Origin of the sequence: Pseudoduganella aquatica (assembly GCF_020865585.1) — a bacterium.
Taxonomy (GTDB): Bacteria; Pseudomonadota; Gammaproteobacteria; order Burkholderiales; family Burkholderiaceae_D; genus Rugamonas; species Rugamonas aquatica_A.
On sequence record NZ_CP086370.1, the window covers coordinates 5,805,740 to 5,830,654 of the forward strand.

16 protein-coding genes are annotated in these 24,915 nt (G+C 66.4%); 11 read left to right on the plus strand and 5 right to left on the minus strand.

What is annotated here, in order from left to right:
• Positions 1-84: 84 nt before the first annotated feature.
• The 6 genes from KT882_RS25940 (at position 85) to KT882_RS25965 (ending at position 7,613) form a co-directional block, all read left to right on the plus strand.
• Positions 85-2,247: a TonB-dependent siderophore receptor gene (locus KT882_RS25940; RefSeq protein ID WP_228893644.1), complete on the plus strand. Its 2,163-nt coding sequence runs from the start codon at positions 85-87 to the stop codon at positions 2,245-2,247.
• 4 nt (positions 2,248-2,251) lie between these two features.
• The gene (locus KT882_RS25945) at positions 2,252-2,560 is read left to right on the plus strand and encodes a DUF3649 domain-containing protein (protein WP_161073355.1); all 309 of its coding nucleotides are present in this window, start codon (positions 2,252-2,254) and stop codon (positions 2,558-2,560) included.
• Complete coding sequence (locus KT882_RS25950) at positions 2,557-4,179, plus strand: PepSY-associated TM helix domain-containing protein (RefSeq protein ID WP_228893645.1); 1,623 nt, start codon at positions 2,557-2,559, stop codon at positions 4,177-4,179. Before KT882_RS25945 ends, KT882_RS25950 begins: the two co-directional genes overlap by 4 nt.
• On the plus strand, positions 4,176-4,541 hold the full coding sequence (locus KT882_RS25955; RefSeq protein ID WP_161073353.1) for a DUF3325 domain-containing protein: 366 nt from the start codon (positions 4,176-4,178) through the stop codon (positions 4,539-4,541). The genes KT882_RS25950 and KT882_RS25955 overlap by 4 nt, the downstream gene beginning before the upstream one ends.
• A gap of 28 nt (positions 4,542-4,569) precedes the next feature.
• The gene (locus tag KT882_RS25960) at positions 4,570-6,417 is read left to right on the plus strand and encodes a M2 family metallopeptidase (RefSeq protein WP_228893646.1); all 1,848 of its coding nucleotides are present in this window, start codon (positions 4,570-4,572) and stop codon (positions 6,415-6,417) included.
• Between the two features lie 236 nt (positions 6,418-6,653).
• The gene (locus tag KT882_RS25965) at positions 6,654-7,613 is read left to right on the plus strand and encodes an IS110 family RNA-guided transposase (protein WP_228893647.1); all 960 of its coding nucleotides are present in this window, start codon (positions 6,654-6,656) and stop codon (positions 7,611-7,613) included.
• A 141-nt stretch (positions 7,614-7,754) separates the two neighbouring features.
• Here the strand turns inward: KT882_RS25965 and KT882_RS25970 are convergent, their stop codons facing one another.
• Positions 7,755-10,520, minus strand: a complete 2,766-nt coding sequence (locus KT882_RS25970; RefSeq protein WP_228893648.1) for a TonB-dependent receptor — start codon at positions 10,518-10,520, stop codon at positions 7,755-7,757.
• Positions 10,521-10,789: 269 nt separating this feature from the next.
• Positions 10,790-11,746 carry an alpha/beta hydrolase gene (locus KT882_RS25975; protein ID WP_228893649.1) on the minus strand — a complete coding sequence of 319 codons (957 nt, stop codon included), beginning with the start codon at positions 11,744-11,746 and terminating at the stop codon, positions 10,790-10,792.
• A gap of 123 nt (positions 11,747-11,869) precedes the next feature.
• Here KT882_RS25975 and KT882_RS25980 point away from each other — a divergent pair, with 123 nt between their 5' ends.
• Complete coding sequence (locus KT882_RS25980) at positions 11,870-14,497, plus strand: alpha-amylase family glycosyl hydrolase (protein WP_228893650.1); 2,628 nt, start codon at positions 11,870-11,872, stop codon at positions 14,495-14,497.
• Positions 14,498-14,565: 68 nt separating this feature from the next.
• On the opposite strand, the gene KT882_RS25985 is transcribed toward KT882_RS25980, so the two are convergent.
• The 3 genes from KT882_RS25985 to KT882_RS25995 all read right to left on the minus strand — a co-directional run bounded on the left by KT882_RS25985 (position 14,566) and on the right by KT882_RS25995 (position 18,077).
• Positions 14,566-16,197 carry a methyl-accepting chemotaxis protein gene (locus KT882_RS25985; RefSeq protein ID WP_228893651.1) on the minus strand — a complete coding sequence of 544 codons (1,632 nt, stop codon included), beginning with the start codon at positions 16,195-16,197 and terminating at the stop codon, positions 14,566-14,568.
• A 92-nt stretch (positions 16,198-16,289) separates the two neighbouring features.
• Positions 16,290-16,799, minus strand: coding sequence for a GNAT family N-acetyltransferase (locus tag KT882_RS25990; RefSeq protein WP_161073348.1), 510 nt, complete (start codon positions 16,797-16,799; stop codon positions 16,290-16,292).
• Between the two features lie 3 nt (positions 16,800-16,802).
• On the minus strand, positions 16,803-18,077 hold the full coding sequence (locus tag KT882_RS25995) for an amidohydrolase family protein (protein ID WP_161073347.1): 1,275 nt from the start codon (positions 18,075-18,077) through the stop codon (positions 16,803-16,805).
• Between the two features lie 206 nt (positions 18,078-18,283).
• Between KT882_RS25995 and KT882_RS26000 the strand changes: the two genes are divergently transcribed.
• The 4 genes from KT882_RS26000 (at position 18,284) to KT882_RS26015 (ending at position 24,914) form a co-directional block, all read left to right on the plus strand.
• On the plus strand, positions 18,284-19,027 hold the full coding sequence (locus tag KT882_RS26000; RefSeq protein ID WP_161073346.1) for a phasin family protein: 744 nt from the start codon (positions 18,284-18,286) through the stop codon (positions 19,025-19,027).
• A 95-nt stretch (positions 19,028-19,122) separates the two neighbouring features.
• Complete coding sequence (locus tag KT882_RS26005) at positions 19,123-20,895, plus strand: ABC transporter ATP-binding protein (RefSeq protein ID WP_228893652.1); 1,773 nt, start codon at positions 19,123-19,125, stop codon at positions 20,893-20,895.
• Positions 20,885-22,675 (plus strand): ABC transporter ATP-binding protein, encoded by a 1,791-nt coding sequence (locus KT882_RS26010; RefSeq protein ID WP_228893653.1) that lies wholly within the window; start codon positions 20,885-20,887, stop codon positions 22,673-22,675. Before KT882_RS26005 ends, KT882_RS26010 begins: the two co-directional genes overlap by 11 nt.
• Before the next feature lie 184 nt (positions 22,676-22,859).
• Positions 22,860-24,914, plus strand: a complete 2,055-nt coding sequence (locus KT882_RS26015; RefSeq protein WP_321170300.1) for a tetratricopeptide repeat-containing diguanylate cyclase — start codon at positions 22,860-22,862, stop codon at positions 24,912-24,914.
• Position 24,915 lies beyond the last annotated feature (1 nt).

Sequence of the window (24,915 nt, forward strand, 5' to 3'; positions counted from 1 at the left end):
TCGTAGTTAGCAATATAATGAGAATCATTCTCATTTAAATCAGCCAGCGCTTCGCCAGCCATCCAACCCTGCAAGGATGGTCCGATGCCTCGTTTTCCCCTTTCACCACTGAGCGCCGCCGTACGCTCGGCCCTGCTGTTCGCCACCCTCGGCGGCGGCGCGCCCCTCGCCTTCGCCAACGACAATCCGGCTGACAGCCCGGAAGCCGCGCCCGCCGTGATGGCGGTGGTCACCGTCGACGGCAAGAAGGAGGACGACAACTACGCGGCCCGGCGCGGCGGCGTGGGCACCAAGACCGACACCCCGCTGATCGAAACGCCGCAGTCCATCTCCGTGATCCTGCGCGAGCGCTTCGAGGAACAGGGTGCGCAAACGCTGCGCCAGACCGTGAACTACAGCGCCGGCCTGGTCTCGGCCTATTTCGACAGCCGCGTGGACTCCATCAGCTCGCGCGGCGGCAACCCCGCCCTGCTGCAGGACGGCGTGCAGATGAACTTCGGCTCCTACAACACCACCCGTCCCGACCCGTACACGCTGGAGCGCGTGGAAGTGCTGCGCGGCCCCTCCTCCGTGCTGTACGGCCAGGGCGGCATAGGCGGCGTGGTCAACCTAGTTTCGAAGCGCCCGGTGTCTAGCAACCAGCGCGAAGTGCAGCTGCAGGTGGGCAGCCATGACCGCAAGCAGATCTCGGCCGACATCAACCAGGTGCTGGACGAGCAAGGCCACTGGGCGGCGCGCGTGGTGGCCATTGCGCGCGACAGCGGTACGCAAGTGCACCATGTGGCGGACGACCGCCGCGTGTTCGCGCCCTCGCTGACCTGGTCGCCCAACGGCGACACTTCGCTCACGCTGATGGCGCTGCGCCAGGAGGACAAGAGCGGCTCGATGATAGGCTTCTTCCCGTGGCAGGGCACGCTGCTGCCGTCCAAGTTCGGCCGCATCGACACCAGCACCTTCACCGGTGAACCGGGCTGGGACGCCTACAACACCGAGCAGACCAATCTGGGTTACATCGTCAGCCACCGCTTCCGGAACGGCATCCAGCTCCGCCAGACGGTGCGCAAGTCGAACAGCGAAGTGGACTACCGCAGCGCCTATACCAGTTTCACCGCCGTGCCGGCCACCGGCCGTCCCGCGCGCCCCGTCTTCAATGCCGACCAGCGCACCATCAACCGCGACCTCATCCAGCAGTTCAATGAACTCGACACGCTGCTGGCCGACACCCAGCTGGAAGCGCAGTTCGCCACCGGCGCCATCCAGCACACGGTGCTGGCCGGCTTCGACCTGCAGCGCGTGGAAACGCGCCAGGCACGCGGCACCGGCACCGCCGCACCGCTGGACGTGTATGCCCCGGTGTACGGCAGCTACAAGGCGCCCGCCTCGCTGGCCCATCTGCCCACCACCAATCTGCACCAGAAAGGCCTGTACCTGCAGGACCAGCTCAAGTTCACGCCCAACTGGACCGCGCTGCTCGGCCTGCGCCGCGACGCCGCCGAAAACGACATCGAAGGCCGCGCCGCCAGCCGCACCGACGACAAGGCCACCACCAAGCGCGTCGGCCTGCTCTACCTGTCCGACCAGGGCTGGGCGCCGTATGTGAGCTACTCGGAGTCCTTCCTGCCGCTGGGCGGCGTGGACCTGAACGGCAAGGCCTTCGCGCCGCAGCGCGGCAAACAGTGGGAGGCGGGCGTGAAGTGGCAGCCGCAGAACGGCGACTTCAACACCACGCTGGCCGTGTACGACCTGCGCGACACCAACCGCAAGACCACCGACCCGGCCAATCCGCTGAACAGCATCCAGATCGGCGAAGTGCAGGTGCAGGGCCTGGAACTGGAAAGCGGCGGCAGCCTGGGACGCAACTGGAGCTGGACCGCAGGCTACGCCTACACCGACGCGAAGGTCGCCCGCAGCAACGGCGCCGACCAGGGCAAGCGCCTGAGCGGCGTCCCCGAACACAATGTCTCCGCCTGGCTGACGCACCGCTTCGCCATCGCCGGCCGCAACGGCTTCAGCGCGGGCGGCGGCGTGCGCCACCTGTCGTCCTCGTGGGACGGGCTGGACGCGCTGGAAACGCCGGGCGCCACCCTGCTGGACGCCATGCTGGCCTACAGCAGCGGACCGTGGCGCTTCGCCCTCAACGTCACCAACCTGGCGGACAAGGTGCAAATCACCACCTGCCTGGCGCGCGGCGACTGCTTCTACGGCCAGCGCCGCACCGCCGCACTGACCGCGCGCTACGCCTGGTAAAGCCATGCGCGCGCCCATACTCACCGCACCGCTGGCCTACCGGCTCGGCGTGGCCGCGCGCGCCGTGGCCGCCATCGCCGGCGGCTACGCACTGTCGGCGGCAGCCACCGCCTTCCTGGCGCTGCTGCTGCCCATGTTTTCCTTCGGCCGTGCCGACGCCGTCATGGCCGCCACGCTGCTGTCCTTCGCCATCTACGTATGCGCGGTGCTGTGGGTGTTTGCGGCCCGCAGCGCGGCGCGCGCCTGGCTGGGCCTCATGCTGCCCGCTGCGGCGCTGGCCTGCGCCGCTTACGTCCTCCTGAGGTTCCCATGAAAGACGGCTTCCGCCAGGCGATGGCCTGGCTGCACACCTGGTCAGGCCTGCTGGTCTGCTGGATCTTGTTCCTGGTCTTCAGCGCCGGCACCGCCAGCTATTTCCGCGACGAGATCAGCCTGTGGATGAAGCCCGAACTGCACGCCGTGCACGTGCGCGGCGTGGCCACTGCCAGCGCGGCCAGCATGGCGGTGCAGGCCTTGCAGGAGCGCGCGCCGGACGCCAAGCGCTGGTTCGTCACGCTGCCCACCGAACGCACGCCAGCCGTGCGCATCGCCTATTCCGATCCGGACAAGAGCAAGCGCGGCCTGAAGTCCGCCCTGATTGACCCGGCCAGCGGCGTGGAGCTGAAAGACCCGCGCGAGACGCGCGGCGGCGAATTCATCTACCGCCTGCATTTCGACCTGCACTACATGCCGCCGCTGTGGGCACGCTGGATCGTGGGCTTCTGCGCCATGTTCATGCTGGTCTCCATCGTGAGCGGCGTGATTACGCACAAGCGCATCTTCAAGGACTTCTTTACCTTCCGGGGCAACAAGGGCCAGCGTTCCTGGCTGGATGCGCACAATGTCACCGCAGTGCTGGCCCTGCCCTATCACCTGATGATCACCTACACCGGCCTGGTGACCTTGATGTTCCTGTATATGCCGGCCGCCACGCAAGTGGCCTACCGTGGCGACCGCGAAGCCATGAATGCCGAGGTTTTCCCCAGCGCCGGCGCGCCGGCCAAGCCTGCGGGCGTGGCGGCGCCGCTGGCGGCGATACGTCCCATCATTGAAGAGGCGGAGCGGCACTGGGGCGGACGCGCGGCGGGCGGCTTCAGCGTGGCCAATCCGAACGACGCCAATGCGCGCATCTCGGTCACGCGCGCGGCCGGGCGCGAACTGTCGAACAAGCAGCCCGCCATGCAGTTCGACGGCGCCAGCGGCGCGCTGCTGGCGCAGGCGGGCGATGCGCCCAGCGGCGCGGCGGCCACGCACGGCGTGATGTACGGGCTGCATATCGCGCGCTTCGCCGATCCGCTCATGCGCGGCTTCTTCTTCCTCTCCGGCCTGGCGGGATGCGCGATGGTGGCCACCGGCGCGCTGCTGTGGGCGGTCAAGAGCCGGCAGCGGCAGGCCAAGGCGCTCAAGGCCGGCGGCAAAGTGGGCTTCGGCACGCGGCTGGTGGAGGCGCTCAACCTGGGCGCCATCGCAGGCCTGCCGATCGCCTACGGCGCTTACTTCTGGGCCAGCCGGCTGGTGCCGGTCGGCATAGCGGAGCGGCCGGAAACCGAGATCGCGTGGTTCTTCATTGCCTGGGGAGCGGCCATGGTGCTGGCGCAAATCCGCCCGGACCGGCTGATGTGGCGCCTCCAGCTCGGCGCCGGCGCGCTGCTGCTGATGGGCATACCGGTGCTCAATGTGTTCACCACCAGTTCTCACCTGGGCGTGACGCTGCTGCAAAGCCGTGGCCCTGCCGCCGTCGCCGGTTTCGACCTGACCGTGTTCGCGCTCGGCCTCCTGCTGGCCTGCGCCGCCCACCGCCTCGGCCGCCGCGCCAAGGACGCCGTGGCCGCGCCGCGCCCCTCCGCCGCTGCGCGCGACTATGCCCCCGCGCCTATGCCGGAGACCACATGAGCGCCCTGCACATCGACCTCCACCAGCTCGCGCTGTTCACGCTCAGCTACGGCGGCATGTTCGCACTGAGCATGGCGATGGACCGCCATTACGCCGACCTGCGCGGACGCGGCGCCGAACCGGCGCCGGCGCTGCGCCGCCGGCTGCAACTGGGCGGCGCGGCCGCACTGGCGCTGGCCCTGTCTGCCGCTGTCCACGCCATGGGCGGCACGCACGGCTTCCTGCTTTGGGTGGGAGCGCTGACCGGCGCCTGCCTGCTGCTGGTGTTGCTGCTTTCCTACGCCACGCGCGCGGCCGCCCTGCTCGGCGTGGCAGCCTATGCCTGCGGGTCTGTCTCCTATCTGCTGGCAGGTGTATATTAGCCAGCTCACCAACCAGAAGGAGACTGCAGTGCCAAAACCGCTGTATCTGAAAGCCATCCCCGCCGCCGTGATGCTGGCCGCTTGCGCGTTCCAGCCCGCCCACGCCGAGGGTGCAAAAGCGCCTGCCAAAAGCACGCCAAGCAAGCCCACCGTCGCCGAAGCCGAACGCTTCCTGAACGATACCGAAGCCAAGCTGGAAAAGCTGAACCTGGACGGCGCCCGCGCCCAATGGGTCGCGCAGAACTTCATCACCGACGACACCGAAGCGCTGGCCACCTACTTCGGCGAACGCCAGCTGAGCGCCGCAGGCGAAGCCGCCCTGGGCGCGCGCCGCTACAACGGTCTGAAACTCAAGGAAGATTACGCGCGCAAGCTCAAGCTGCTGCAGCTGACCCTGATGCTGTCCGATCCGAAAGAGCGCGAAGCCTACGCCGCCAAGAACGCCGCGCTGAACGGCGCCTACGGCAAAGCCAAATACTGCCCCACCGGCGGCCAGGAATGCCTGCCGCTGGGCGAGCTGGAAAAGACGCTGGCCACCAGCCGCGATCCGGCCAAGCTGAAGGAAGTATGGCTGGGCTGGCACGCGCAGTCGCCGTCGTACAAGCAGATGTACACCGACTACGTGACCCTGTCCAACAAGGGCGCGCGCGAAATGGGCTTCGCCGACACCGGCGCCCTGTGGCGCTCGCAGTACGACATGCCGCCGGAAGCCTTCTCGGCCGAGATGGAGCGCATGTGGCAGCAGGTCAAGCCGCTGTACGACTCGCTGCACACCTACACGCGCTACAAGCTGCGCGCCGCCTACGGCCCGGATGTGGTGCCCGCCAGCGGCCCTATCCCGGCCCACCTGTTCGGCAATATGTGGAGCCAGAGCTGGGAGAACATCTATCCGCTGCTGAAACCCGCCAGCAACGCCAGCAGCTTCGATCTGACCAAGGTACTGGAAGAGCGCAAGACCGACGCCAAGCAGATGACGCAATACGCCGAGCGTTTCTACACCTCGCTCGGCATGCAGAAGCTGCCCGAGTCCTTCTGGCAGCGCTCCCTGCTGACCAAGCCGCGCGACCGCGACGTGGTGTGCCACGCCTCCGCCTGGACCATGGACGGCAAGGAAGACGTACGCATCAAGATGTGCATCCGCCCGACCGACGAAGAGTTCAAGGTGATCCACCACGAGCTGGGCCACATCTACTACGACCTGGCCTACAACAAGCAGTCCTTCCTGTTCCAGGGCGGCGCCAACGACGGCTTCCACGAAGCCATCGGCGACACCGTGGCGCTGTCGATCACGCCGGACTACCTGAAGAAAGTCGGCCTGATGGACCAGGAGCCGGAAGCCAACGCCGACATCGGCGAGCTGCTGCAGCGCGCGCTGGCCAAGGTGGCCTTCCTGCCGTTCGCCTACTCGGTCGACAAATGGCGCTGGGACGTCTACGCCGGCAAGACCCAGCCGGCCGACTACGACAAGACCTGGTGGCAGCTGCGCGAGCAGTACATGGGCGTGAGCCGTCCGGCGCCGATCGCGGCGGGCGGCTTCGACGCCGGCGCCAAGTACCACGTTGCGGCCGACGTGCCCTACGCGCGCTACTTCCTGGCGCACATGCTGCAGTTCCAGTTCCACCGCGCGCTGTGCCGCGAAGCCGGCTACACCGGTCCGCTGCACCGCTGCTCGGTGTACGGCAACCAGAAAGCGGGCGCCAAGCTGCAGCAGATGCTGGCCATGGGCGCGAGCAAGCCGTGGCCTGAAGCGCTGAAAGCGGCCACCGGCGAAGACCGCATCGACGGCTCCGCCCTGCTCGACTACTTCGCCCCGCTGAAAACCTGGCTCGACGACCAGAACCGCCAGCTGGCGGCAGCCGAAGCGGCCAAGAAGTAAGCGGCGCCGGCATGGCGGGTTACGCGCCTCGCGGCGCTAACCCGCCCTTGTATTATTCCATCTGCCCCGAAAACGGAACGTCGGGGCAGAGCAACTGGATGCCGTACCCGCCCTTGGTCGCCAAGATCGTGATGTAGATTTCGCAGCAGTTGCTCTTATTCCATTAAAGATCGAACAGTATCTTTGGCCCGGCGTGCCGTGAGCCCGCATTTGCAAGGTTGATCAGGAGAAGAGTAATGTTGTGTCTTGGTATAGATGTCGCCAAATTGAAGGTCGATTGCGCACTGCGCCTGGAAACGGGCAAACACCGTGCGAAAGTTGTAGAAAACACCCAGGCTGGCTTTGCCAAACTGGAAGCGTGGCTGCAGAGTCATACGGACGGGTTGCCCCATATCTGCATGGAGGCCACTGGCGTCTATTGGGAGGCGATCGCGGAGTTCTTTGCCCGTCGGGGCTACCGCGTCAGTGTCGTCAATCCGGCCCAGATCAAGGCGTTTTCCCAGGCGCAGCTGGTGCGCACCAAGACCGACCAGGTCGACGCCAAGGTCATTGCCGAGTTCTGCGCCAAGCATGGTCCGGAAGCATGGCAGCCGCCGCCGCTGAGCGAACAGGAATTGAAAGCGATGGTGCTGCGCCTGGATGCGCTGCTGGCCATGCAGACGCAGGAAACGAACCGCCTGGACGTGGCGCGCGAATCGGTCCGGGCCGATATCGAACAGCATATTGCCTGGCTCGGCGAGCAGATTAAACAGCTGCGCAAGCGCGTACGTGATCACATCAACGACGATCCCGACATGCGCGGCAGACGCGACTTACTCGATACCATTCCCGGTGTCGGGGACAATACCATTGCGTTACTGCTGGCCTATGGCATGCATGCCGGGCGCTTCGACAACGGCCGGCAGGCTGCCGCCTTTGCAGGCCTCGATCCGCGCCAACATGAGTCCGGATCAAGCGTGAAGCAGCGGCCCCGGATGTCCAAGATCGGCCACGCGCATCTGCGCAAAAATCTGTACATGCCGGCTATGGTGGCGCTGTACCGCACCGACTGGGGGCGCCAGTTCCGCACCCGCCTGGAAGCAGCAGGCAAGCCGGCCAAGCTGGTGATCGGCGCCATGATGCGCAAGCTCGTCCACGTTGCTTTCGGCGTCTTAAAATCTGGCAAACCATTCAATCAGGAGCTTCAAAACGCTTGACCGGCATAACAGTATCTACGTACCTAGCCCGGAAACCGTAGGGCGGGTTAGCGCAAAGCGCGTAACCCGCCACACCACAGCACAAAAAAAAAACCCGCCATGCGGTGCATGGCGGGTTTTTTTACGTCCAGCTAAACAGGCTTAGAACTTGTAGTTCGCGCCCACCAGGATGGTGCGGCCGTATTTCTGGTATTCCAGCTGCTGGTTGCGGGTGCCGGTGTAGGTTTCATACGCGGCGTTGCGCAGGTTGTTCACCTGGGCGACCAGGCCCAGGCCCTTCAGCGTACCTTCGCCGAAGGTGTAGCCAACCTGGAAGTCGATGATGTTCTCGCCGACTACATAACGCAGAGCGCGGTCGTTCGAGAAGTTGCCGATCTCACCCACGAAGTCCGAACGCTTGCGCTGGTTGATGCGGGTCTCGAAGCCGTTCTTTTCGTAGTACACCGTCAGGTTGGTGGTGTGCTTCGACAGGCCTGGCAGCGGGATCTTGGAGCCGATGCTGCCGCTAGGATCTTCGATCGTGATCGAGCTGTCGCTGTAGGTGTGGCTGGCTTGTACGCCGAAGCCGTCCAGCGTCTTGGTCACCAGGTTCAGCGGCAGCGATGCCGACAGTTCCGCGCCCTTCAGCGAGCCGCCGGTGCCGTTGTACGGCGCCGAGTAGTCGCCGATCGCCTGGCGCGCCTTGGTGCCAGGAATGAACTTCGAGAAGTCGTAGTCCTTGGTCTGGGTGAAGATGTAGGTGTTCAGCTTCTTGTAGAACGCGGCCACGGCGAAGTAGGCCTTCTTGTCGAAGTACTTCTCGTACGACATGTCGAAGGCGTTGGCGCGCCATGGGTCCAGCTTGGCGTTGCCGCCGCTGCCGCCCGGTTTGAAGGTGGTGTCGGACACGCCGAAGTCCAGCGCGGAGCGCAGCTGGTCCACGCGTGGACGAGCGATCTGCTTGGCTGCCGCCAGGCGCAGGGTCTGCTGGCCTTCAAACGCGAACGCCAGGTTCATGCTTGGCAGGTAGTCGGTGTACTTCTTGCCGTCATGCACAGGCTTGACTTGCTGGCCCACCGGCGCGGTGCCGTCGTAGTAGTTCGAGTCCGACGACTGGTCGGTGTGCTGCGCCTGGATGCCCACGTTGCCGCGCATGGTGACGTTGCCCAGGTCCGCCTCGAGGTTGGCCTTGACGAAGGTGGTGGTGATCTTCTCGTTCACGTCCCAGCCCTTGGAGATCAGGTAGCTCTCGGTATCGGTCGGCTTGAAGGTCATGTACTTGGCCACCATGGCCGGCACGTTCCAGGTCGGGATCATGCCCGCGCCGGCGAAGCCCAGGTCTGCCGCGCCGTACAGGAAGTCGGTGTTCAGGCTGACCGGGTTGGTGCCGTTCAGGTTGATGTTGCCTTCAGGCTGGCGCTTCTTCTTGCTGCGGTCGGTGTAGTTGATGCCCGCGTCGATGCCGGAAACGAATTTCTCCAGCATGGTCGGCACCGGCGCGCTGGCCACCAGCTTGAAGCCGGTCAGCTCGTCTTCCACGCGCGGCGTCTTGCCGTAGCCGGAACCGTAGATGGTCGGGCCGATGAACAGCGTGGCCGGGTTGCTGTAGTTGCGGCCCAGGCCGATGGTCGAGTAGGTGCCGGTGTTGAAGGTCAGCTTGGCCGAGTCCAGGTAGGCATTGCCCGCGCCGTCGTTGGTGCCGCGGCCGTTGCCCAGCTGCGCATTGTTTTCCAGGCTCAGCTCATTGCGCTTGGCTTTGGAGTAGTTCAGGTCGGCGAACAGGGTCCAGTCGTCCAGCTTCAGGGTGTTGCTCCAGCCGATGGCGTGGATCTTGTCCTTGCGGTCGTTGTACATGCCGCGCACCAGCGGGTACACGCCGTTGGCGTTGGCGCTGGCCAGGGCGCCGCCGACGATGCTGGCGTTGCTGTAGCCGAAGGCCGGGGTGTTGTTGCCGTTCCAGCCGCTCAGGTTGATCTCGATCTGGTTGGCGGTTTCTTCGCGGCGGAATTCGGACGCGTACACGTCGACGATGCTGGTCCAGTTTTTGTTAGGACGGTATTGCAGCACGCCCATCACGCCGTCGCGCTTGTTCACGCCGCTGCGGGCCACGGCCTTGATGCCGTCCATGATGTAGGTGCCGGCAGGCACGCCCGGGCGGGAATCCTTCTTCCATGGCTCGTACAGGCCGGTCTCGTTGTCCAGCACGGGCGATTCCAGGTGGGCGAAGCCCAGCGCGATACCGATGGTGCGGTCGGCGAACTGGTCGATGTAGCTGGCGCTGAAGCGGTTGCCGGTCGACTTGGCGTTGGCGATCGAACCCAGCGAGTTTTTCTCGCCGCGGGCGTTCAGCGCCACGGTGCGCTTGCCGAAGGCCAGCGGACGCACGGTCTGCATGTCGATGGTGCCGGACAGGCCCTGGCCTACCAGGCCGGCGTCCGGGGTCTTGTAGATGGTCACGCCGCTCAGCAGCTCGGACGGGTACTGGTCGAACTCGACGGAGCGGTTGTCGCCGGTGGACACTTGCTCGCGGCCGTTCAGCAGCGTGGTGGAGAAGTCGGGGGACAGGCCACGCACGGAAATCACCTGGGCACGGCCGGCCACGCGCTGCGCAGCCAGACCCGGCAGGCGGGCGATCGATTCAGCGATGGACACGTCAGGCAGCTTGCCGATGTCTTCCGCCGAAATGGCTTCCACGATGGAGGAAGCGTCTTTTTTGACCGAGATCGCATCTTCAATACCGCGGCGGATGCCCGATACGGTGACCGAAGCCATCGGTGCTTCTGCGGCGGCGCCGCTGGTTGCCACTTGGGCGTGGGCCGAACCGGCCAGTGCCGAAACGAACAAGGCGCATGCCGCGGCCACAGGGCTCAGCTGCAGGCTCAGTTGCACGGCTGCGCGCTGCGAGCGCTCAGATGCGAAATTCTTCATAAGGATGTCCCCTCTTTAGACAGATCAAAAGTCCCGCAGGCTGTTTTTCGACTACACGGGAGCCAGCAAAGCAAACGCTCTCAAGACGTTCTATGTGGAATTTTGTACTAAAACTAGATAGGGAGTCAATTAAAGTTCATCCGGGCTACGCAATATCACGCATTTGCTCCCTTGTCCTGCCTATGAAGATGCTGTCCTCGTTGTATTTCAGCTACATGCCCTTCCATGAGGGGCTGTAGTTGAACTACAGAATATGCTGCCAGACCACTTCAGCGCGACAGCAGGAAGCGCAGCGGCACCTCCACCCGCTCGCGCCAGGCCGGCTCGCTGTGGTCCGCGCCGGGGAACACCTGGGAGATCCAGTCCACGCCCGTACGGTAGCCTTTGGCGCGCACGATGCCGTCCACTTGCTGCTGGTAAGGCGCGTAGAGCGCGTCCAGGGTGGCGTCGCCATGGTCGAAATACAGCTTGTGGCGGCCGGCACGCGGCAGCTTGCGGGCCAGCCAGTCGAAATACGCGGCCGCGTAGCGCACCGGGCGCGGATCTTCCTTGTCGAACAGCATGTTGAAATTGGTGGTGAGCGGCCAGTGCGTGGACAGGCAGGCGGCGCCGGCAAACACCTCCGGATAGCGCGCCAGCGCGTACAGCGACACCAGGCCGCCCATGGACGAACCCATGATGAAGGTGTCGGCGCGCTCCGGGCTGGTGTGGAAGCGCGCATCGATGGCGGGTTTGAGCTCGTCGACGATAAAGCGCAGATACTGCCCGGACAGCGTGGGCAGGCCGCCCGGCGTGGGCGGATCGCCCAGCAGCGCGGCGCGCAGCTCCGGCGCCAGCGCCTCAACCGCCTCGGCCGGCGCATACTCGCGCGCCCGGTCGCGCGTGCTGGCGATGCCGACGATGATGGCGGGCCGCACCGAACCCGTCGCCGCCAGCGCGGCCAGGCGCTTGTGCACCTCCCAGGCCTGGCCGCCCATGGCGGTGGCCGGATCGAACAGATTCTGGCCGTCGTGCATATACAGCACGGGGTAGCGCTCGCCCTTGGGGTCATAGCCGGGCGGCAGCCACACCACCACCTTGCGCGGCGCCACCTGGGCCGACGGGAAATTATCCAGAACAACAAAACTGCCCTCGCCGGCCGCCGGCTGCGCCCGGCACGGCAACGAAACGCCCAGCAGCGCCAGCCCCAGGCCAGCCAAAACTTGTACACGGCCGCGTTGCGCCATTACCCCTCCTGTACCCAAACTAGATATAAAAACTCCGCATTTCCCATGTATTATCCTCGACACACCCGATAAGCATGTTAAACATGTAGCAGTACTACGCTGCAAAAACACGGAGACAGCCTGATGAAACGCCTGATCGCCACGGCCCTGCTGGCCGCCTGCGCCCTGCCCGCCCTGGCGGCCGAAGATTATCGCATCGACCACATGGAACCGCCCATGTGGTGGACCGGCATGCGCGTCAAAACGCTGCAGCTGATGGTGCACGGCAAGCAGATCGCCGACCTGGAACCCAGCATCAGCTACCCCGGCGTGCGCATCGATAAAGTGGAGCGCGTGGCCAACCGCAACTACCTGTTCATCGACCTGGCGCTGGACGACAGCGCCCAGCCCGGCAAGTTCGACATCCGCTTCGCCGCCCCGGGCAGTGCGGGCGCCACCTACCGCTACGAACTGCTGCCGCGCGAAGCCGGCTCGGCCGACCGCGCCGGCTTCTCCGGCAAGGACGCCATCTACCAGGTAATGCCGGACCGCTACGCCAACGGCAACCCGGCCAACGACAACAGCCCGCGCCTGTCCGAGCAGGCCGACCGCAGCAAGGGCGGCGGCCGCCACGGCGGCGACCTGCAAGGCATGGAAAACGCGATCGGCTACATCGCCGGCATGGGCTACACCATGGTCTGGCCCACGCCGCTGGTGGAAAACGACATGCCGGCCTACTCCTACCACGGCTACGCCGCCACCGACCACTACAAGGTGGACGAGCGCTACGGCAGCAACGAGGACTACCGCCGCTACAGCGCCAAGGCGCGCAGCATGGGCATAGGCGTGATCCAGGACGTGGTGCTGAACCACATCGGCGCCAAGCACTGGTGGATGCGCGACCTGCCCACACCGGACTGGATCAACTACGGCGGCAAATACGTGCCCACCCGCCACCACCGCGTGGCGGTGGCCGACCCCTACGGCTCCGCCGAAGACAAGCGCAACTTCACGCAAGGCTGGTTCTCGCCCAATATGCCGGACCTGAACCAGGCCAATCCCCACGTGGCCACCTATTTGATCCAGAACAACATCTGGTGGATAGAGTACGCCGGACTGTCCGGACTGCGCGTGGACACCTACGGCTACTCCGACGCCGCCTTCCTCAGCGCCTGGTCGCGCCGCATCACCGCCGAATACCCCAGGCTGAACCTGGTAGGCGAAGAATGGAGCAGCCAGGTCCCCGTGGTGGCGCGCTGGCAGTACGGCAAGCGCAACCACGACGGCTACGCCTCCTGGATGCCCAGCATGATGGACTTCCCGCTCAACGAAGCGCTGCGCAAGGGCCTGACCGGCAAGGGCGAAAACGAGCCCAGCCTGACCAATCTGTACGAGACGCTATCGCAGGACCACCTGTACGCCATGCCGAACAATCTGGTGCTATTCGAAGGCAACCACGACATGCCGCGCCTGTTCAGCGAGCTGAAGAACGACGACGCCCTGTTCCGCATGGCCATCGCCTACGTGCTGACCATGCCGCGCATTCCGCAGCTGTACTACGGCACCGAAATCCAGATGACCAGCAGCACCGGCACGCGCGAGGACGCCACCTACCGCCACGACTTTCCCGGCGGCTGGGCGGGCGACAAAGTGAACGCCTTCACCGGCGCTGGGCTGAGCGAGCAGCAGCGCAGCGCGCAAGCCTTCATGAAAAAGCTGCTCAACTGGCGCAAGGGCGCCAGCGTCATCCACAACGGCAAACTGATGCACTACGGCCCAGAACAGGACGCCTACGTCTACTTCCGCTACGACGGCCAGAACAAGGTGATGGTGGCGCTGAACCGCAATGCCAAGCCGGTCACGCTGCAGGCGGCGCGCTTCCACGAGATGCTGGCCGGCGTGCCGGGCGGAACCGACGTCATCAGCGGCAAGCGCTATGCGCTGGACGGCGACATCACGCTACCCGCCCGCTCGGCGCTGGTGCTGGAGCTGGAAGCGGCGGCGCCGGCGGAGAAGGCCGCCGTGCCGCGCGGCGAAGTGCGCATCATCGAGCAATTCGCCTCGCCGCAACTGGGCAACAAGCGCGCGCTGCGCATCTACCTGCCGCCCAGCTACGGCAAGCAGCCCGAGCGCCGCTACCCCGTGCTCTACATGCACGACGGCCAAAACCTGTTCGACGCCAAGACAGCCGCCTACGGCGCCGAATGGGGCATAGACGAAACCGTGGACCAGCTGGTCGCGGAAGGCAAGATGGCCGAGATCATCGTGGTCGGCATCGACAACACGCCGGACCGCATGAACGAATACACGCCCTGCTGCGACGCCAAATACGGCGGCGGCAAGCTCGCCGCCTACGAAAGCTTCCTGGTCGACACGGTCAAGCCCTATATCGACCGCACGCTGCGGACGCGGCCCGGCAAGGAAGACACGGCCATCATGGGCTCCTCGCTGGGCGGCATCGCGTCGGTGCTGATCGCCGCGCACCGGCCCGACATCTACTCCAAGGCCGGCGGCGTCTCCAGCTCCTTCTGGTGGAACCAGCGCAACCTGATCGGCAAGCTGCCGGTGCTGCCGGTCAAGTTCTACCTCGACGCCGGCACCATAGACGACGGCCTGGAAGACACCGCCCTGATGCGCGCCGTGATGCTGGCGCAAGGCTACCGCGAAGGCGACAACCTCTACTACCACGAAGCCGCCGGCGGCAGCCACAACGAAAAATCCTGGGCCGCCCGCGTCGGAATCCCCCTACGCTGGTTCTTCCCTTCCTACTAGCAGCCTGAGCCGCATTCCCCCCACCCCGGGGTCTGACCCCGAAGTGGGGGGAATGCGGCTCAGCTTGCTTAGGTGGGGAGGGCTTGCAGAGGGCGGCGGGGGAGAATGGGGGCGCTGGCGCCGTCGTGCAGCTTGAAGATGCTGACCGCTTCGGTCAGCATCTGGGCTTGCTGTTGCAGGGAATCTGCTGCCGCGGCCGCTTGCTCGACGAGGGCCGCGTTTTGCTGCGTGACGCTGTCCATCTGGCTGATGGCGGTGCTGATCTGCTCGATGCCGTCGCGCTGCTCGCCGCTGGCCAGCGCGATCTCGCCGATGATGGCGTTCACCCGCTCCACGCTGGCCACCACTTCGGCCATCGTCACCCCGGCCTCGCCCACCAGCCGGCTGCCCGTTTCCACCCGCGCCACCGAGTTGCCTATCAGCTCCTTGATTTCCTTGGCCGCCGCCGCCGAGCGCTGCGCCAGGTTGCGCACTTCGCTGGCCACCACCGCGAAGCCGCGCCCTTGCTCGCCGGCCCGCGCCGCTTCCACCGCCGCGTTCAGCGCCAGGATGTTGGTCTGGAAGGCGATGCCGTCTATCACCGCGATGATGTCGACGATACGGCGCGACGATTCGTTGATCGCGCCCATCGTCTGCACCACTTCCGACACCGTGGCGCCGCCGCGCACCGCCACTTCCGAGGCGGCGTGCGCCAGCCGGCGCGCCTGCCCGGCGTTCTCGTTGTTCTGCCGCACCGTGCTGGTGAGTTCGACCATCGACGAGGCGGTCTCCTCCAGCGAACTGGCCTGCTGCTCGGTGCGCGAGGACAGGTCCAGGTTGCCGGTGGCGATTTCGGCGCTGGCCGTGGCGATGGTGTCCGTGCCGGCGCGCACGCGGCCGACGATGCCGGCCAGGTTGTCGCTCATCTGCTGCAGCGCGGCCAGCAGTTCGCCCACTTCGTCCTGCCGCGCCGCCGCCGCGCCGTCCACCCGGCAGCGCAGGTCGCCGCCCGCCACCGTCTTGGCGATGCCGATGGCCTGGTTCAGCGGCCGCGTAATGCCACGTATCATCCACGTCACCAGCACGCTGCCCAGCGCCAGCGTGGCCAGCAGCATCACCAGCAGGGAGATGCTGGCGCTGCGGTGGGCCGACTGGTTGTCCGCTTCCATGTCGGCGGCCAGCCGCCGCGCCTCGGCGCCGATGTAGGCCACGATGTCGTCTATCTTCCGGGTCGGCGCGCGGTCCATCCCTTTCACCAGGCCGTCCACCGTCTTGGCGCTGTCCGGATTGGCGGAGTCGTACTGCTTGAGCGCCTGCAGGTAGTTCGCGCCCAGTTCTTCCTGCATCTTGATGGCTTCGCCCACCAGCGGCGTGGCCAGCTTCAGCCTCGCCAGCAGGCCGTCGAGCTTGCGCAGCTCGCCCTGCACCTGCTTGCCGGACTGGACGAAGGCGGCCGAGTAGCGCTTGAAATTGTCGGGGTCATTGCCGCGCAGCAGGATGTTCTTCCATTCCTGCACCTGGGTCTTGAATTCCACCTGGGCGCTGCGCGCCGCGTCCACCGCCTCTGTCAGCGTGACGGAGCGCTGCATGCCCTCGCCGTTGCGTTCCTTGATGAAATTGAGCGCGTCCCAGCCGACGTAGCCGACCACCAGCAGCGCCACGAAGAAAAAGCCGCTGAGCATGCCCAGCCGCACACCTATCTTCAGGTTTGAGAACTTCATGATGATTCCCCTTGGAAATACAGCACGAGATGTGGTCTGCGCCACGTCCATCTATCATGCGCTTAGGAAAGGGAAAAGCCAAGATTTGTCCTTCACAACTCCAGCCGGTAGACGTTGCTGGCCGCGTCCCAGCCTTGCAGCTGGGTGCGTTCGACGAACTGCATGCCCAGCTTGCCCAGCAGCTGGATGGAGGCGGCGTTGTCGGGCGAGGTGATGGCCATCAGGCGCGCCAGCCCCAGCGGGCCGCGCGCGTGCGCCACCACGGCGGCGGCCGCTTCGTAGGCGTAGCCCTGGCCCCAGTAGCGCGGCGAGATGGCGTAGCCGATGTCGGTATCCGGCAACACGTCGCGCTTGATCAGGCCGCACATGCCCAGCGCGGCGCCGTCGCTGCGGCGCTGCACCAGGTAGAGCGAATAGCCCAGCCGCTCGTACATGGCCACCGGGCCGTCCAGGATGGCGGCGCGCGCCGCGTCCAGCGTGCGGATGCCGCGGTCGCCGATAAAGCGTATCCACGACGGTTCGTTCACCAGTTCCAGGTAGAAAGGCGCGTCGTCGGGACTGACGGTGCGCAGTTGCAGGCGTTCGGTTTCGAGTATCAGCATGGCTTAGGGGAGTTGACGGAAATCGGCCTGCTCAGGGCGGCCCGGCAGGTTCAGCCGCGCCACGGCGCGCGGCGATTCGCTGATCACCGTCCCGCGCCGCATCACCATGCGGCGCGCGGCGCGCAGGCGTATCGCCTCCACCGGGCTGGCAGCGTCCAGCAGCAGCAGGTCGGCGTGGCAGCCCGGCTCCAGGCCGTAGTGGTGCAGGCCGAGGATGCGCGCCGGCGCCTCGGTCACGGCGGCGTAGCAGGCGCGCATGGCGTCCTGGCCGGTCATCTGCGCCACGTGCAGGCCCATGTGGGCCACTTCCAGCATGTCGCCCGAGCCCAGGCTGTACCAGGGGTCCATCACGCAGTCGTGGCCGAAGGCGACGTCGATGCCGGCGGCCATCAGCTCGGGCACGCGCGTCATGCCGCGCCGCTTGGGGTAGCTGTCGTGCCGGCCCTGCAGCGTGATGTTGATCAGCGGATTGGCGATGGCCGCCACGCCGGCTTCCTTCATCAGCGGCAGCAGCTTGCTGACGTAGTAGTTGTCCATGGAGTGCATGGAGGTCAGGTGCGAACCGGCCACGCGGCCGTGCAGGCCCAGCCGGTGGCTGTGGTAGGCCAGGGTTTCGATATGGCGCGACAGCGGGTCGTCCGATTCGTCGCAGTGCATGTCCACCCGCAGGCCCTGCCCGGCCGCGAATTCGCACAGGATGCGCACCGATTCGGCGCCGTCGGCCATGGTGCGCTCGAAGTGCGGGATGCCGCCCACCACGTCCACGCCCAGGGCGATGGCGCGCTTCAGGTTGGGCAGCGCGGTGGGGCTGCGCAGCAGGCCGTCCTGCGGGAAGGCCACCAGCTGCATGTCCAGGTAGGGCGCCACGCGGCGCTTCACTTCCAGCAGCGCTTCCACGGCCAGCAGGCGGTCGTCGCACACGTCCACATGGGTGCGGATGGCCAGCAGGCCGCGCGCCACGGCCCAGTCGCAGTAGCGCATGGCGCGCTCGACCAGCGCGTCCTGGGTCAGCTGCGGCTTCAGTTCGCCCCATAGCGCGATGCCTTCGAGCAGCGTGCCGGACTGGTTCACGCGCGGCAGGCCGTAGCTCAGCGTGGCGTCCATGTGGAAGTGGGCGTCGACAAAGGGCGGCGAGACCAGGTCGCCGCCGGCGTCGATCTCCCGGGCGCCGCGCGCCGCCAGCGCCGCGCCGACTGCGGCGATTTTGCCCTCCAGTATGGCCAGGTCGATGCCGCGGCGGCCGTCCGGCAGGGTGGCGTTTCTGATTACGGTGTCCATCACGGCGTCCATGCTGTCTCCCAAGGCTGCGATGGCCGATTGTAGGCAGAGCCCGCTCCGGGGCGCAAACACTATCTCGATGTTGCAGTGCATTAATATCGTTCTGCAAGCTGCTGGCTTGGCGTAAAAAATAACTTTTCTTCGCCAACAATCGCCGCTAGAATGGATTTTATTGCAGCGCAATATAAACGTTCTCAGGAGAAGTCATGTTTTCGTTCACCGAACAGTTTTCCGCCGCCACTGCCACGGCCAAGTCGCAGTTGGACCAGCAACTGAGTAAACAGTTGAATATCGCCAGCGAATACGCCACCACGGCATTCGACGGCGTGCAGCAGATCATTGCCCTGAATGTCAGCACCACCAAAGCCTCGGTGGAGAAAACCTCCGCCGCCGCGAAACAGCTGTTCGACGTCAAGGAGCCGGCCGAGTTCTTCAAGCTCAACGCCGCCCAGAGCCCCAGCCTCGACAGCCTGCTGGCCTATAGCCGCGAACTCTACAACATCGCCAGCCGCACCCAGGCCGAGTTGCTGGAGGTGGTGAAGGAGCAGATCAAGGATGTGACCGCCGCCGGCACGGCCGCCGCCGCCGCTGCGGCCAAGCAGCTGCCGCTGGCAAGCGCCGGCGCAACGCCGTTCTCGGCCCCGGTTTCCGCCCCTGTGTCCGCACCGGCGCCGGCAGCCGCGCCCGTAGCGAAGGCAGCGCCTGCGCCAGCTCCCGTTGCCGCTCCTGTAGAGCCCGTCGCTGCCGCCCCGGCCGCCGAAGCCGCTCCGGCCACGGTGGTCACGCCGCCTGCGCCTAAAGCCGTTGCCCAAGCCGTGTCCGAAGCCGTCAGCGCGCCTGCGCAGGAAGAAGCGCCTGCCGCCAAATCCGGCAAGGCCAAGCCCGCCACCGTCAAAGCCACCGCCAACGGCGAGCCTGTCGTTCTGAAGTCCGCAAAAAACCAGAAGTAAAACCGGCAATACCAGCGCTACCGGCGCCGCTCAGGGCGCTGCGCAGCCGGGCTCATTGAGGTATCCTAGCGGGCTTGACGCTGCAAGGATTGACAATGAGTTTATCGAGGCTGATCGCCGGTTTTGTGCGCCAGCACTGGCCGGCCTATCTTGCCGCCGGCGCCATGCTGGCCGGCGTGGCTTTCCTGGGCATCCTGGTGCCGCGCCGCATCGGCGCCATGATAGACGGCCTGGCCACCCACACCCTGTCCGGTTCCGGCCTGCTGCTGCAGCTCGGCGAGCTGCTGCTGATCGGCGTGGCTATCTATTTCCTGCGCGTGGGCTGGCGCTTGCGCCTGTTCGCGGCCGCCTACCTGCTGGGCGTGCAGCTGCGCACGCGCTTCTACGCGCGCCTGTCCCTGCAAGGCCCGGCCTTCTACCAGAAGCAGCGCACCGGCGACCTGATGGCGCTGGCCACCAATGATATCGACGCCATCGAAATGGCCGCCGGCGAAGCCATGCTGGCCGGCTTCGACGGCACGCTGACGCTGGTGATGGTGCTCGGCGTGATGCTGCTGGGCGTGGACTGGCGCCTGGCCTGCATCGCCCTGCTGCCCTTCCCGCTGATGGCGCTGGCGTTCTGGCGCATCTCCAGCCACATCCACACCGCTTCCACCGATTCGCTGAAACGCTTCTCCGCGCTCAACGGCCACGTGCAGGAAACCCTGTCCGGCGTGCGCGCCCTGCGCGCGCTGGGCCTGGAACAGCGCAGCAGCCAGCAGTTCGGCGAGCTGGCCGGCCACGCCGCCAAGGCCAGCCTGACCGCGCAGGTATGGGAAGCGGCCTATGAACCGGCCGTGGGCCTGACGCTGACCACCGCCACCGGACTGACCCTGGGCCTGGGCGGCTACCTGGTCTGGCAGGGCGAGCTGACCATAGGTTCGCTGACCGCTTTCAGCATCTATCTTGGCCAGCTGATCTGGCCCATGTTCGCGGCCGGCTGGGTGCTGTCGCTGATCGAGCGCGGCCGCGCCGCCTACGCCCGCCTGCAGCCCATGCTGGACGCGCCGCTGGCGGTGGACGACCACGGCACCATCGCCCAGCTGCCGCCGGGCGAGCTGGTGCTGGACAAGGTCGAGTACCGCTATCCCGGCCAGGCCGCCGACGCCGAAGCGGCACTGAAGGACATCTCGCTGCGGCTGAAGCCGGGCCAGACCATGGGTCTGGTCGGCCCCACCGGCAGCGGCAAGTCCACCCTGCTGCGCGTGCTGCTGCGCCAGCTCACGCCGCAGCACGGCACCGTGCGCTGGGGCGGGCACGCGCTGGACCAGTACACGCTGAGCGCGCTGCGCTCGGCCATCAGCTGGGTGCCGCAGGAGTCCTTCCTGTTCTCGGCCTCCATTGCCGACAACATCGCCCTGGCGCGCGAGCACGCCAGCCGCGCCGACGTGGAGCACGCCGCCAGCCTGGCCGCCATCCACGACGACATCCTGCTCTTCCCGCAAGGCTACGAGACCGAGGTGGGCGAGAAAGGCATCACCCTGTCCGGCGGCCAGCGCCAGCGCGTGGCCATCGCCCGCGCGCTGCTGGCCAACAACTCCCTGCTGCTGCTCGACGACGCCCTGTCGGCGGTGGACACCGGCACCGAAACGCGCATCCTCGAGCACCTGGAGGAGCTGCGCCGCGCCGGCCACCAGAGCGGCGCCGAGCGCAGCGCCATTATCGCCAGCCACCGCCTGAGCGCGGTGGTCAACGCCGACCTGATTATCGTGCTGCGCGACGGCCGCATCAGCGAATCCGGCAGCCACGACAGCCTGCTGCAGCAGGACGGCTGGTACGCCAGCCAGTGGCGCTATCAACAACTGGAGGCCAGCCTCGATGCTCTCTAAACCCGACGAAACCTCCACCCGCAAGCAAGCGGCGCAAGCCATCGGCCTGCTGCGCCGCGCCGCGCGGCCCGACCAGCACCACCTGGGCTGGGCCTTGCTGTGGCTGGTGGCCGCCGCCTTCCTGGAAGTGCTGGGTCCCATCGCCGGCAAGGCGCTGATCGACGAGCACCTGCTGCCGCGCCACCTGGACTGGCCGCGCATGGCCATGCTGCTGGCCGCCGTGCTGCTCACCGGCTGGGTCGCCAGCGGCCTGCGCTACCTGCAGCTGGTGCGCCTGTCCGGGCTGGCCATGCGCTCGGTGCAGCGCCTGCGCGAGCAGGTCTACGGCCATGTGCTGCGCCTGCCCATGGCCTTCTTCGACCGCGCCATCATCGGCCAGCTGGTGTCGCGCGTGACCAACGACACCGAGGCCGTCAAGACCCTGTACGTGCAGGTGCTGTTCGTTATGCTCGACAGTACCATCGTGCTGGTGGGCACCATCATCGCCATGGCCTGGCTGGACTGGCGGCTGATGCTCATCGTGCTGGCGCTGCTGCCGGCGGTGCTGGGCATCGTCTGGCTGTACCAGCGCTGGAGCGCGCCGGCCGTCACGCGCGCGCGCCAGCTGCGCAGCGAGATCAACGGGCAGATGGCCGAGTCCATCGGCGGCATGCCGGTGCTGCAGGCGAACAACGCCGAGGCGCGCTTCGCGGCCCGCTTCGGCAAGACCAACACCGAGCACTACACCCAGCGCCTGGCCGAAATCCGCGCCAACGCCTGGCTGCTGCGCCCGGCGCTGGACATGCTCAACATTATCCTGCTGGCGGCCGTCATCTACGCCTTCGGCCAGCGCGCCATGAGCGCGGCCGAGGTGGGCGTGCTGTACGCCTTCATCAGCTACATCGCGCGCGTGATCGAGCCGCTGATCCAGATCACCATGCAGTTCAGCCAGCTGCAGCAATCGGTGGTGGCCACGGCGCGCGTATCGGCGCTGCTGGACGAGCCGGTGGCGGACGAGCACATGGCCGGCGCGGCCCAGCTGGCCGAGTCCCGCGAGCATCCGCCGGGCACGCCCGCCGTCTCCATCCGCCACCTGCGCTTTGCCTACAATGAAGACCAGACCGTGCTGCACGACCTGTCGCTGGACATTCCGCAGGGCGGCTTCTTCGGCATCGTCGGCCACACCGGCAGCGGCAAGTCCACGCTGCTGTCGCTGCTGCTGCGCTACTACCCGGTCAAGCACGGCAGCATCGCCATCTTCGGCGAAGCGCTGGCCGGCATCCCCAACACGCGCTTCCGCAGCGACGTCGGCCTGGTGCCGCAAGACCCCTTCCTGCTGGCCGCCTCGGCGCGCGAGAACATCGACATGGGGCGCGGCCTGTCGGACGCGGACATCGAGGCGGCAGCCCGCGCCGCCCACGCGCACGGCTTTATCGCCGCGCTCGAGCACGGCTACGCCACCGAGCTGGGCGAAGGCGGCTCGCGCCTGTCCAGCGGGCAGAAGCAGCTGGTCGCCATCGCCCGCGCGCTGGCCGGCAAGCCGCGCATCCTGCTGCTGGACGAAGCCACCTCGCGCATCGACAGCCAGACCGAGCAGATTGTGCAGACCGCGCTGGACGAGCTGCGCGGGCGCGTCACCATCATCGCCATTGCGCACCGCCTGTCCACCATCCGCGATGCCGACCGCATCGTGGTGCTGAACCACGGCCGCATCGCCGAGGCCGGCGCGCACGAGGAACTGATGCGGATTGAAGGCGGCCTCTACCAGCGCCTGTATCTGCTGCAGCAGCTGGCGGTGTGAACGGCTTATTGTCATAACAATAAGCCGGACAGAAAACTGTGCGTTTTTCGAGAATATCTCCCTTGAACGGCTGATTTCTCGCCTGCAACAAGAATATAATTGTCTGGACATCTTACCGCGTTCACACAAGGACAACACGTTGGCTGGCTTCGGGGATAAGGCGATTTCGCGCGGCATACGCAACTTGGCGGCTGCATGCCTGCTTGCGCCCGCGCTGGCCTGGGGCCAGTCCGCCATGGACGCCAGCATCGCCGAGATCCGCGACCAGGCCCGTTACGTGCCGGACAAGGCCCTGGTCCAGCTGCAGAAAATGGAGCCGGCCGCGCGCGCTGCGGCGCCGCCCACCAAGGCTGAATTCCTGTCCCAGCTCAGCAACGCCTGGCGCGCGCTGGGCCAGCTCGAGACGGCGCTGCTGCTGTCGGAAGAACTGATCGCATACGGCCGCAGCCAGAACAATCCGGCCATCCTGGCCAAGGGCCTGCTCACCAAAGCCTACGTGCTGTCCTCCATGGCCGACCGCAAGGCCTCGCACCAGCTCGCGTTCGAAGCGGAGCAGATGGCCAACGGCACCGCCGACCTGGCGCTGCGGGTGCAGGCCACCATTACCTCCGGCCAGTCCTACGCCGAGCAGGGCAATTTCCCGGCCGCGCTGGGCAAGCTGCAAACCGCCGTCGACCTGGGCCGCCAGCTGGACGACATGGTGCCGCTGGCGCAGGCGCTCAATGCGCTGGCCCTGCTGTACACGCAGATGAAGGAATACGACAAGGGCTGGGCCGTGCTGGACGAGTCCGTGCGGGTGGCGGAAAAGCTCAATTCGCCGGGCCGCCTGGCCACCGCCAAGGGCACCGAATACGGCCTGGCGATCGATTCGCACCAGCCCAAACGCGCGCTGGCGGCACTGCAGGCCGGGCTGGAAGTGGCGCGCAAGATGGGCGCCAAGACCCTCATCGCCAACACCCTGGTCAACCTGTCGGACAGCTACCTGAAAGAGCAGGACTACGCGCGCGCCCTGCGCTACGCCACCGAAGCGCTGGCCGCGTCGGCCGAAACGCGCGACGCCAGCACCCGCGCCACCGCCCTGATCAACCTGGGCCAGGCGCACCTGGGACTGGGCAACCTGGCGGAGGGCCGCAAGCACTTCGAAGCGGGCCTGCTTTACTACGAAAAAACCGGCGACCAGCCCGAGCTGCAAGTGATCCTGAAGGAATACGGCGAGGCGCTGGAGCGCGCCGGCGACATGCGCGGCGCCGTCTCGGCCTACCACCGCGAGCGCACGATTTCCGAAGCGCTGTTCGAAAAGCAGCGCCAGAAGGCGGTCTACGAGATGCAGGAGAAATACGAGACCGAGAAGAAGCAGCGCCAGATTGAACTGCTGAGCCGTGAAAACCAGGTCACAAGCGCCGAGCTGGACAACAAGCGCCTGCAGCAGCGCGTGTGGTGGCTGCTGGCGGTGGTGTTCGCGCTGGCGGCGGTGATCGTCGGCCTGCTGTACCGCAAGGTGCGGCACGCCAACGCCCAGCTGGAAGTGAAGAATCTGGAACTGAAGGCGCAAAGCTCGCTCGACCCGCTGACCTCGCTCTACAACCGGCGCCACTTCCAGGAATTCATGCGCAGCCACAACCAGGTGGACAAGCGCGGCCCGGGCGGAGAAGACATCGTCGGCGCGCTCTTCCTGCTCGACGTGGACCATTTCAAGCATGTCAACGACACCTACGGCCACGCCGCCGGCGACATCGTGCTGAAGATGATCGCCGAAACGCTGCGCGTGGCGCTGCGCGAGACCGACATGATAGTGCGCTGGGGCGGCGAAGAATTCCTGGCCTTCCTGCCGGCGATACCGCGCAGCGGCGTGGAGGAGATCGCGCGCCGCATCCTGACCAGCATTTCCGCGCAGCAGATCGTCTACCAGGACCATGTGCTGAGCGTGAACGTGTCGGTGGGTTTCGCGCCCTTCCCGCTGGTGCCGGCCGAAACGCCGCTGCCGTGGGAGCGCGCGGTCAACCTGGTGGACATGGCGCTCTACCTGGCCAAGGCCCACGGCCGCAACCGCGCCTACGGCGTGCGCGGCTTCGACCGCTTCCACCAGACCTCGATGGAAGCCATCGAACAAGACCTCGAGCGCGCCTGGCGCGCTGGCTACGTCGACCTCAGCGTGGTGCTGGGCGGCCCGCAAGACCCGTCTCCCCCTCCGGGCGAGCACAGCAACGTCGTCCAGCTCAAGCCCGCCATAAAACTGTAGA